This is a genomic window from Micromonospora sagamiensis, assembly GCF_014680085.1.
Taxonomy (GTDB): Bacteria; Actinomycetota; Actinomycetes; order Mycobacteriales; family Micromonosporaceae; genus Micromonospora; species Micromonospora inyonensis.
Genome location: NZ_AP023438.1, coordinates 6,629,660 through 6,640,196 on the forward strand (window position 1 = coordinate 6,629,660; position 10,537 = coordinate 6,640,196).

Annotated in this window: 10 protein-coding genes; all 10 read right to left on the minus strand. The window is 70.7% G+C overall.

Annotation, left to right across the window (positions count from 1 at the left end):
• Nucleotides 1-61 precede the first annotated feature (61 nt).
• The 10 genes from IGA62_RS28440 to IGA62_RS28485 all read right to left on the minus strand — a co-directional run bounded on the left by IGA62_RS28440 (nt 62) and on the right by IGA62_RS28485 (nt 10,504).
• On the minus strand, nt 62-940 hold the full coding sequence (locus tag IGA62_RS28440) for a dihydrodipicolinate synthase family protein (protein WP_145817675.1): 879 nt from the start codon (nt 938-940) through the stop codon (nt 62-64).
• Between the two features lie 16 nt (nt 941-956).
• Nucleotides 957-1,967, minus strand: coding sequence for a sialidase family protein (locus IGA62_RS28445; protein WP_145817673.1), 1,011 nt, complete (start codon nt 1,965-1,967; stop codon nt 957-959).
• Nucleotides 1,964-3,493, minus strand: a complete 1,530-nt coding sequence (locus IGA62_RS28450) for a tripartite tricarboxylate transporter permease (protein ID WP_145817671.1) — start codon at nt 3,491-3,493, stop codon at nt 1,964-1,966. The genes IGA62_RS28445 and IGA62_RS28450 overlap by 4 nt, the downstream gene beginning before the upstream one ends.
• The gene (locus tag IGA62_RS28455; RefSeq protein WP_145817669.1) at nt 3,490-3,981 is read right to left on the minus strand and encodes a tripartite tricarboxylate transporter TctB family protein; all 492 of its coding nucleotides are present in this window, start codon (nt 3,979-3,981) and stop codon (nt 3,490-3,492) included. Before IGA62_RS28455 ends, IGA62_RS28450 begins: the two co-directional genes overlap by 4 nt.
• A gap of 2 nt (nt 3,982-3,983) precedes the next feature.
• Nucleotides 3,984-4,946 carry a tripartite tricarboxylate transporter substrate binding protein gene (locus IGA62_RS28460; protein ID WP_145817668.1) on the minus strand — a complete coding sequence of 321 codons (963 nt, stop codon included), beginning with the start codon at nt 4,944-4,946 and terminating at the stop codon, nt 3,984-3,986.
• A complete protein-coding gene (locus tag IGA62_RS28465) occupies nt 4,943-5,626 on the minus strand; it encodes a GntR family transcriptional regulator (RefSeq protein WP_145817666.1) in 684 nt (227 codons plus the stop codon). The genes IGA62_RS28460 and IGA62_RS28465 overlap by 4 nt, the downstream gene beginning before the upstream one ends.
• 257 nt (nt 5,627-5,883) lie before the next feature.
• Nucleotides 5,884-7,227: a cytochrome P450 gene (locus IGA62_RS28470; protein ID WP_145817664.1), complete on the minus strand. Its 1,344-nt coding sequence runs from the start codon at nt 7,225-7,227 to the stop codon at nt 5,884-5,886.
• Nucleotides 7,220-7,975 carry a DUF4386 family protein gene (locus IGA62_RS28475; protein ID WP_186499826.1) on the minus strand — a complete coding sequence of 252 codons (756 nt, stop codon included), beginning with the start codon at nt 7,973-7,975 and terminating at the stop codon, nt 7,220-7,222. Before IGA62_RS28475 ends, IGA62_RS28470 begins: the two co-directional genes overlap by 8 nt.
• A 25-nt stretch (nt 7,976-8,000) precedes the next feature.
• Nucleotides 8,001-9,380, minus strand: coding sequence for a cytochrome P450 (locus tag IGA62_RS28480; protein ID WP_186499825.1), 1,380 nt, complete (start codon nt 9,378-9,380; stop codon nt 8,001-8,003).
• The gene (locus IGA62_RS28485; RefSeq protein WP_145817658.1) at nt 9,377-10,504 is read right to left on the minus strand and encodes a type III polyketide synthase; all 1,128 of its coding nucleotides are present in this window, start codon (nt 10,502-10,504) and stop codon (nt 9,377-9,379) included. The genes IGA62_RS28480 and IGA62_RS28485 overlap by 4 nt, the downstream gene beginning before the upstream one ends.
• Nucleotides 10,505-10,537 lie beyond the last annotated feature (33 nt).

The following is a 10,537-nucleotide window of genomic DNA, read 5'->3' on the forward strand; positions in this document are numbered from 1 at the left end:
GGACGCGGGTGGACGGGACGAACGGGGCGGGTGGTCGTCGGGTGGGGTCGTTGTCGGTCGGTCAGAGAAGGTCGGCGACGTCGGCTTCGAGGGCGCGGCGGTCCTCCGGTGCGATCGGGTCGAGTGGCGCGCGCAGCCCGCTGGCGGGCACCCCGCGCAGTTCGAGCACCGCCTTCAGGTGGGCGAGGTTGCCCTGGCGGGTGGCGGCGACGGCCCGGTGGGCGCGCTCGCGGGCCACGGCGAGCGCGTCGGCGTCGCCCCGGCGCAGCGCGTCGCGGACCTCCAGGAAGGGCCTCGGCAGGGCCGAGCTGACCCCGGAGACCACCCCGGCTCCGCCGACCGCGACGACCTCGGCGAACTCGGCGTCCGCGCCGGAGTAGACCGGCAGGCCGGTGCCGGCGAGCGCGGCGACGTGTTCGCCGATCAGGGCGGTGCTCTCGCCGCTGATCTTCACCCCGGCGAGCCCGGTCGCGGTGAGCCGGGCCAGCAGCGCCGGGGACACCGGCACGGTGGTCCGGGCCGCGAAGAGGTACCCGTAGACGGGCACCCCGGCCGCTGCCGCGACCACGGCCTCGTAGTACGCGACCAGCGCCGGCTCGGTCGCCGGGTAGTAGTACGGGGTCAGCACCGCCAACTGGCGGGCGCCCCGGTCGACGGCGGTCGTGGTGAGCCGGACGGCCTGGTACGCCGAGGCCGCGCCCACGTGCCAGTACGTCCGTTCCGGACCGAAGACGTCGGCGGCCACGGCGCAGACGGCGAGCCGCTCGTCGTCGGTCAGGGTGGTGAACTCGCCGGTGGTGCCGGCGACGAAGACCCCGTCCAGGGGCGTCTCGGCCAGGTGCGCGTACGCGGCCTTGCTGGCACCGAGGTCGACCTCGCCGTGGACGTCGAAGAGGGTGGGCAGGGCGCTGATCAGTTTGCTGGCGGGGTACGCCGTCATGGGTCGGCTCCGGGGATCAGGGGTGGAGCAGGGCGAGCACGATGCCGCGCCGCTGCCAGGTGTAGGTGACCGCGAGCCCCTCGGGGGTGCGGATGAGGCAGGGGTAGGAGAACTCGTTCGCGCCGGTGGTCCGCACCCCCGAGTCGGCCGGCCGGTAGCCCTCCCGGCCGGCCGACTCGGGGGTGGACTCCTCGAGGGTCAGCCACGGTCGCCAGGTGTCTCCGTCGTCGGTGGAGACCGAGACCACCAGCGGGGCACGGGAGGCCCAGTCGCCGGTGGTGGGGTTGTGCGCCAGGTGGACCGTCCGACCGTCGGCGCAGGCGCTGACGCCCGAGTTGTTGTTCGGCACCACGCTGAGCGCGCCGGGCGACCAGGTCTCTCCGTCGTCGGTGCTGGTCGAGGCGACCAGCCGGCCGGCGGTGCTGCGGGCCAGCAGGCGCACCTCGCCGGTGCCGGTCGACCAGAGTGTGGGCTGGATGACCCCGGCACCCGGGAACGTGTCGTGGTCGATCGACAGGTCCGGGGTGCGCCGCCAGGTCAGCCCGTCGTCGTCGCTGATGTCGACGAACGCGTCCCAGCGGGGCCGCTGTCCCCACGACTCGGTGGACGCACCGGCGAGCAGCCGCCCGGAGGGCAGCCGGAGCGGCGGGACGCGCACCGGGCCGCGTCCACCCTCGCCGCCGGCGACCAGCGGACGCGGCGTCGACCAGGTCAGCCCGCCGTCACCGGAGGTGACCAGCCAGGTCCGCCAGGCGCCGATGGTCGTCCCGACCTTGAAGTAGAGCAGCAGGTCACCGTCGACCCGCCGGTGCAGCACCGGGTTCCAGCAGGGGGCCAGGTCGCCACTGACCACGACCGGCTCGGACCACTCGTCACCGGTGCCGGCGCACAGCCGGATCCGGGAGTTCGCGGCACCTTCGTGGTCGCCCTCGAACCAGGCGACCACGAAGGTGCCGTCCAGCGCACAGACCGTGCTGCCGTGGCACTGGCCCGGCACGTCCCGTGCGACGAAGTGCCGGCGGGTCAACCGTTCACCCCGGTGTGGGCGCGGTCGTCGGCCGGGGTGTGCTTCGCCGGCTCCCCCCGGCGGGCCTTGAGCCGGGCCCGGACGCGGGGCACCGCGACGGCCAGGATCGCGACGACGATGAGCCCGACGGCGATCGGGCTGGTGTAGATGGTCTCCAGGCCGCCGATCTCCATCGACCGGCGGAAGTTCCGCTCGGCCAGCGGGCCCAGGATCAGCCCCAGCACCACCGGCCCGGCCGGGAAGCCGAAGCGGCGGAACAGCAGCCCGACGACACCGAAGAGGATCATCAGGCCGACGTCGAAGACGCTGTTGTTGACCGCGTACGTGCCGACGACGCAGAAGGTCAGGATGACCACCCAGAGGAACCGGTCGGGCAGTTCCAGCAGCTTGGCCACACCGCGCATGCGCAGCAGGCTGAGCCCCAGGGTCAGCACGGTCGCGAAGAGCATGATGCCGGCGATTGAGTAGACCAGGTCGGGCTGCTGCGCGAAGAGCATCGGACCCGGCTGGATCCCCCAGATGATCATGGAGCCGAGCATCACGGCCATCACCGAGTCGCCGGGCACGCCCAGGGCGAGCGTGGTGAGCACCGATCCGCCCACCCCGGCGTTGGACGACGAGTCGGCGGCGGTCAGCCCCTCCAGAGAGCCCTTGCCGAACCGCTCCGGCTCCCGGGAGACCTTCTTCGCCTGGTTCCAGGCGACGATGCCACCGATGTCGCCGCCGGCCGCGGGGAGCACACCCACCACCGTGCCGACGGTCGAACCGACCGCGACGGGCTTGATCATCCCGCGCAGTTCGGCGCGGTTGGGCCACCAGCGGCCGAACGTCTCCACCGCACGGCCCCTGGCGTGGGCACGTTCGACCATCTGACCGAAGACCTCGGCGATGCCGAAGAGGCCGATGATCACCGCGATGAACGGAATGCCCTCGACCAGCTGCGGGATACCGAAGGTGAACCGGTCCGACCCGTCCAGCGGGTCGCGCCCGATGGCGCCCAGCGCGAGGCCGAAGAGGCCGGCGATCAGCCCCTTGACGATCTTGCCGCCGGACACCTCGATCATCATGGTCAGGCCGAAGACCACCAGGGCGAACATCTCCGGCGAACCGAACTCGACCGCCAGGTTGCTCAACGGGACGGCCGCGAACACCAGCACCGCGATGCCCACGAACCCGCCGATCGCCGACGCGTACGCCGAGGCGGTGAGCGCGATACCCGCCTTGCCCTGCCGGGCCAGCGCGTACCCGTCGAAGGTGGTCGCGATGGAGGCGGGCGTGCCGGGCGTGTTGATCAGGATCGCCGGCACCCGGTCGCCGAACTGCGCCGCGACCAGGATGGTCAGCAGGACCGCCAGGCCGGGCACCGGGTCCATGGTCAGCGTGAAGGCGCTGGCCAGGGCGACCGCCATGGTGGCGCTGATCCCGGGGAACGCGCCGACGAGCATGCCGATGGCCGCGCCGATCAGGACACAGAATGCGATCTCGAGGGTGAAGAGGGCACCGAAGCCCTCGGCCACTGCGTTCATACCGGCACCTTCAACAGGAGCGCGAACAGGGCGTAGAGCACCACCGTGATGCCGGCCGGGAAGAGGACGAGATCCTTGATTCCCCGGCCGCCCGCGATCCAGGTCAGCGCCGCGACGAAGATCATCGCGGAGACCAGGAAGTGGACGTAGTACCAGAGGACGCCGAAGGCGAGGGTGGCCAGGATGAAGCCGGCGACCCGGAGGATCCCGATCCGGGTGACCGGCTCCGGCGGGTCCTCGTCCGCGCGGGGGGCACGGACGAAACTGCTGACGATCTGGATGACCGACAGGCCCATGATCCCGTAGGCCAGTACCTCGGGCCAGATCCGCGGACTGACCGCCAGGGCCCGCTGCGGCAGCTCGATCGAGCGGGCCAGGACGAGGAGGACGGCCCCCAGCAGCAGGAAGATCCCGCCCAGCGCTGCCTCGCGCAACGGCGAGGCAGCGCTGCGGTCACCCGCGACGGGGGCCGGTTGGTCGGCGGTCATGACTAGTAGATCTCACCGAATCGGTCGTACTCGGACCGGGCGAAGGTGGTGGCCTCGTCGGGCGACGTGGCCATCGGGGTGTTGCCGGCCTTGGTCATGACGTCCTTGAAGGTCGTCGAGGAGGCGGCCTTCTGCACGGCGGCGGCGAGCTTCTCCTTGACGTCGGCGGGCAGGCCGGCCGGGGCGCCGATCAGGCCCCAACCGCCGATGACGACGTCCTGGCCGAGTTCCTTGGCGGTCGGCACGTCGGGCAGCGAGGTGACCCGCTCGGGGGCGAGCACCGCGAGGACCCGCAGCCGGCCGTCCCTGGCGGCGGTGGCGGACTCGCTGACACCGGCCATGACCGCCTGGACCTCGCCGGAGACACCGGCCGCGACCGCCGGGGCACCGCCGTCGTACGGGACGGGCTTGAAGGTCGCGCCGGCCGCCTCGCCGAGGGCGAGGGTGGCGGCCTCCCAGATCGCGCCCGCGCCGGAGTTGGCGACGGTGATGCTCTCCGGCTTGGCCTTGGCGGCGGCGAGGAACTGGTCGAGCGTCCGGTACGGGCTGTTCGCCGGCACCGACAGCGTCGCCGGGGCGTTCATCACCTGACCGAGGATCGTGTACTGCTCGGGCTTGATGTCCGCGCCCTGGTGGCCCAGCATCGCCACCTCGACCGGGATGAAACCGATCGCGTACCCGTCGGCCGGGCGCTCCTTGAGGTAGGTGAGACCGACCCGGCCACCGCCGCCGGTGCGGTTCTCCACGACGATGGACTGGCCGAGGTCGGCCTCCAGCTCCTTGGCGAGGGTACGGGCGGTGAGGTCGGAACCGCCGCCCGCACCCGCGTGGACCACCATGGTCAGGCTCTTCTCGGGGTAGTTCTCCGACGACGACTCCTCGGAGCCGCCGCGGTTGGCGCACGCGCCGAGCGCGAGTGTGCCGACGACCGCCAGGCTGGCGATCCGGACCATCCGTGACTTCATAGGTCTGATTTCCTCTGGGACGGGGGTGGGGAAACCGCGGCCTGGAGCCGCGTGCGGGTCTTCCGCAGGTGTCGGTGCAGTTCGTTCTTGACGTCGGCGACCCTGCCGGCGGCGATGAGCGCCGCGAGGTCGTGGTGCTCCCTCGCCGACGGGGCGAGGTCGTCCATGCGCTTGCCGGACGCGTGCAGCAGGCCCTCGATGGTGGGCCGGAACTGGTTCCAGAGGACGTCGAGCCGGGTCAGGCCGGCGGCCTCGAAGAAGGAACTGTGGAAACGGATGTCGGCGGTGGTGAACGCGGTGGCGTCCCGGGCGGCAGCCGCCGCGTCCATCTCGAGCAGGGCGGCGGCCAACCGGCCGGTGAGGTCGTCCCGGTTGCTGTCGATGGCCCGCTCGACGGCGAGCAGTTCGAAGGACTCCCGAAGAGCCATCAGCTCGTCGATGTCCGCCCTGCTCAGCGAGCGCGTCACCACGTTACGGCCGGTCCCGGTGACCAGCCCCTCCGCGCGGAGGATCTTGATGGCGTCCCGGACCGGGCCCCGGCTGACCCGGAACGAATCGGCCAACTCCTCCTCGACGAGCCGGGTGTCGGCCGGGACGTCGCCGACGATGATGCGGCGACGCAGCTCGCTGGCGAGCTTCTCGCCGAGCGACTCCACCCGGATGGGCCTCACGTTCAACACCCTTAACCTCCTGGAAACTGTTAACAGTTAACACCGCGTTACCTGCACGGTCAACGGTTGACGAAGCACGAGTTTCCCAGCTCAGCGGTAGTTCGCCGGGAGGCACGCCGTACCGCCCGGGTGGTAGGAGGGGCCCCCTGCGGTACAGAAATCGGTAACAGGGGACCCCTGCATGCACCCCACCCCGCAGGGAGCCGACAACACGACGAGGGCCGACCCACCAGTGGTGGATCGGCCCTCGACCGGGACGACGTCGGTCAGCCCCGCTCGCTCACCCGCATCCGCAGGCCGTACTTCGGGGCGAGGGTGACCAGCGGCTTCAGCGCGACCTTCTGGTCCGGTTCGAGGGTGAACCGGAACCGCTGGGCCAACGTCGCCAGGATCAGCTTCGCCTCCATCTCGGCGAAGCCGGCCCCCACGCAGATCCGCTCACCGCCACCGAACGGCATGAACGCGTACCGGGGGATGGTCGCCTCGCGGTCCGGCGCGAAGCGTTCCGGGTCGAACCGGAACGGCTCCGGGAAGTACCGCTCCAGGTGGTGCATGACGTACGGCATGATGAAGATCCCGGCGCCCCGACGGATGCGGTACCCGCCCAGCTCGACGTCCTCCACCGGAGTGCGCTTGTTGAGCGTCCAGGCCGGTGGGCAGAACCGCAGCGCCTCCTTGAAGACCATCCCGGTGTAGCGCAGCCGGGGCAGGTCCTCCGCCGTCGGCGGCCGGTCCCCCAGCACCTCGTCCAGCTCGGCGCCGAGCTTCTCGGCCACCTCCGGATGCTGGGACAGCAGGTACCACGCCCAGGTCAGCCCGTTGGCCGTGGTCTCCTGCCCGGCGACGAAGATGGTCACCGCCTCGTCCCGGACCTGCTGGTCGGTCATACCGCCACCGTCGACCTCGTCCTGCGCCATCAGGAACATCGACAGCAGGTCGCCCCGGTCCTCTCCGCTGGCCCGCCGCTCGGCGATGATCCGCATGACCGCCTCGTCGAGCACCCGGGTGCCGCGCTTGAGGAGCTGGTGCAGCGGCAGGAGCAGCCACGGCGAGACCAGCATCCCGAACTTGCTGATGTTGATGGCGATGTCCTGGAGCCCGGCGACCGCCCGCTGGACCTTGTACGCCTCCTCGTCCGAGACGCCGCTGCCGAACATCGACCGCGACACCACGTTGAGCGTCAACTTCATCATCTCGTGGTGCATGTCGTGCACCTCGCCCGACCGCCAGCCCTCGATCTGGCGCAGGGTGCTGTCCACGGCGATCTCGCCGTACCCGGTCATCCGCCGGTGCCGGAACGCCGGCTGCACCAGCCGACGCTGCCGGCGGTGGTGCTCGCCGTCGCTGGTCAGCAGGCCTCGGCCCATCCAGCGCCCCAGGGTCCGCAGGTCGTGCGGGTCCTTGGTGAACCTGTCCCGGCGAGCCACCAGCACGTCGTGGATGTGGTCCGGGTGACTGATCAGGTAGTTGCGGGTCGGTCCGATGGTGAACGACGCGATGTCGCCGTGCGTCGCGGCCTCCATCATGAACTCCACCATGCCCCGGCCGAGGCCGGGCAGGTTGCCGAGCACCGGCACGCCCTTCGGTCCCGGTGGGTGACGGTCAGACATCACGGCCCTCCCCCGACCGCGCCGCAACCCCGGTGGCGACCACCGGCACCCGGGCTCCGGGTCCGGCCACCCGGGGTACGCCCCGGCGCAGGGTCACCCCGATCCAGACGAACCAGACGGGTGCGGCCAGGGCGCCGCCGAGCACCGCTGAGACCAGCACCATCGGGCCGATCCCCAGGGCCACTCCGAGCGCCGCCGTGGTGGTCAGCACGCCCAGCGCGATGCCGACGTAGGTCAGCGCCGGGCGCAGCAGGCCGTGCCGCAGCGCGAGGATGTTCACCACCAGGAAGAACGGGCCGAGCACGCCGAAGCGCAGCCAGGTGGCCGGATCCAGGCGCAGCAGCAGGTCGGTGGTGACGATCGCGGTCCGCACCGTCTCGTCGCCGCCGGCGTAGTCGGCCGCCCACAGCGGCGTCACGGTGACCAGGCGGAACGTCTCGACCGCGGTCACCCCGAAGGAGAGGTACGCCAGACCGGTGGTCCAGCGCACCCAGCCCTCGTGCCGGTCCCGGACCAGGTCGGCGATGGCCGGGATCGCCCCGAACGCGAAGACCGCGCCGAGGGCGTAACCCCAGTAGTACAGGATCCGGGGCGTGCCGTTCTCGGCCAGCCCGGTCCACAGTGCATGTTTGTCGTCGTGGATGAGCTGCGTCGGGTCGAGCACGAAGAACGTGGTGACCACGAGGTACGAGACACCCACCAGGATGGCGCAGGTGCCACCGAGTCGGTTCATCCGGTTGTCGTCCATACGGGACATCTCCTCGTACCGCCTGTCAGGCCGACGGGCGGCGTGGCTCGAGGGTCATCCGCAGCCCGTACCGGGGGCTGGTGGTGACCTGCATCTTGGCTTCGACCGGGTGCCCCGGCACCATGCGCAGCCGGTACCGCTGGGCGATGGTCGCCAGGGTCAGCTGCGCCTCCAACTGGGCGAGCCGGTTGCCGATGCACAACCGGGGTCCGCCCCCGAACGGGAAGTACGCGAACCGGGGCCGGTCGGCCGACCGCTCCGGCAGGAACCGGTCGGGGTCGAACCGCTCGGGCTCCGCCCAGAAGTCCGGGTGCCGGTGGGTCAGGTACGGGCTGATGTAGATCAGTGAACCGGCCTTGACGTGGTACCCGCCGATGGTGTCCGCACCGGCCGCCCGCCGTTCCAGCCACGGCACCGGGTAGAGCCGCAGCGTCTCCTCCAGCACCCGGTTGGTGTACTCCAGTTGCGGCACGTCCGCCACGGTCGGGAGCCGGTCGCCGAGCACCCGGTCGAGTTCCTCGTGCAGCCTCGCCTCGATCTCCGGGTTCCGGGACAGCTCGTACCAGGTCCAGCTCAACTGGTTGGAGGTCGTCTCGTAGCCGCCGAGCAGCAGGGTGGCGATCTCGTCGCGCATCTGCTTGTCCGACATGCCCTCGCCGGTCTCCTCGTCCCGCGCCTCCAGCAGCATGGTCAGCAGGTCGTAGGTGTCGGTGTGCTGCTCGCGGCGCTCCCGCAGGATGCGGTAGATGATGCCGTCCAGCTCGGCCATGGCCGAGGTGAACTCCCGGTTGCGTCGGGTCGGCACCCTCGGCGGCGGCGCGAACGGCACCATCGTCCGGTAGAGGCAGTAGTTGATCACCGTGTCCAGGTCCCGGGCGATCGTGGCCACCTCGTCGTCGCCGCGCAGCCCGGTGCTGAACAACGACTTGGTGGCCACGTTCATGGACAGGTTGACCATCTCCGCGGCGACGTCCAGGGACTCGCCGCGTTCGGCGTACGGCTGCCAGGTGGCGATCCGGTCGACCACGTCGGCGACGATGAACTCGCCGAGTTTGAGGATCCGCTGCCGGTGGAAGGCCGGCTGCATCAGCCGCCGCTGCCGCAGCCACGACTCGCCGTCGTTGGTGAACAGCCCCGCGCCGAAGGCGAGCTTGAGGGGCCGGTACTCGTGGGACTGCTTGTCGTAGTTGCGGCTGTTGACCTGGAGCACGTGGCGCAGGTGGTCGGGATGCGTGACCAGGTGCACGGTGAACCCGGCGACGGTGAACCGCACGATGTCGCCGTACTCGGCGCTGACCTGACCGAGGAAGCCGATCAGGTCGCGCCGCAGGTCGAGCAGGTTGCCGATGAGGAACGTGCCGCGCGGCCCGGGAGCCAGGCGCGGTGCGGTCTCGTTCGCGGTCACCACTGGAGCAGGACCGCCTCTTGCGAGAAGCCAGGCCCCATCCCGACCACCAGCCCGTAGGTGCCGGGCTCCAGGTCGTACGAGGCGAAGGTCTCGTCCATCATGTAGAGCACCGTCGGCCCGGAGACGTTGCCGACCGTGCGCAGGATGTGCTGGCTGAGCTTGAGGTTCTCGTCGGTCAGGCCGAACTCCTCCGCCGTCGCGGTGAGCACCTTCGGGCCACCGGGGTGGATCAGCCAGTGCCCGATGTCACCCACGGTGAGTCCGTGGTCAGCCAGCAGCGGGTCGAGCACCGGACGCAGGCCGGTCTTCGCCAGGCCGGGCACGTCCACGCTCAGCCGGTTGCGGAACCCGTTGTCCAGCACGTCCACCCCGGCGACGTGCAAAGTGTCCGGCAGGAACCCGGACCGGGTGTCCACCACCCGGGGCAGCCCCGGCTTCGCCAGCGGGTGCTCGTCGCCGACCATCAGGGTGGCGGCCACCCCGTCGCCGAAGAGGGCGACCGTGACGATCTGCGACACCAGGTCGGTGTAGAAGGAACTCTCGGTCAGGTCGCGGTCGAGGGCCTCCTGGAGGTAGCCCTGGACCCCGCCCTGCCAGAAGGCGGTGCCGCCCAGCTCGCAGGTGAGCAGGATGACCGCCTCGGTGGGGTGGCCCTTGAGATAGTCGGCCACCCGGCTCAGCCCGGCGACGCCGGCCATGCAGCCGAGGCCGTTGATCGGCACCCGCTTCATGGTGGGCGCGAAGTCGATCCGGTTGATCAGGATCGCGTCGACGGTGGGCACCGACACCACGGTGCTCAGCATCGACGTGAGCTGGTGGATCTCCGTCGAGGCGATGCCCGCGCTGGCAAGCAGCTTCTGGACGGTCTTCTCGCAGAGGTCCGCGGCCTCCTCGACGCAGCGGGCGGCGACGGTGCTGAACGGCGGCGGGTCGAAGAAGGTGTCCAGCGGCATCGCGAAGTAGCGGCCGTCGATCTGGGTGTTGTGGAAGAGACTGTCGATGATGTCCAGGTCGATGTCCAGCCCGATCGCCTGGCAGTACTTCTTCAGCGTCGTGGCGAGGGTCTGCTGATCGTAGTAGTAGGTGGGCAGGCTGGTCTCGGTGGCGACGATGTACGGCACCGGTCCTCCTTCTGGGAGATACGGGTTTCTTCG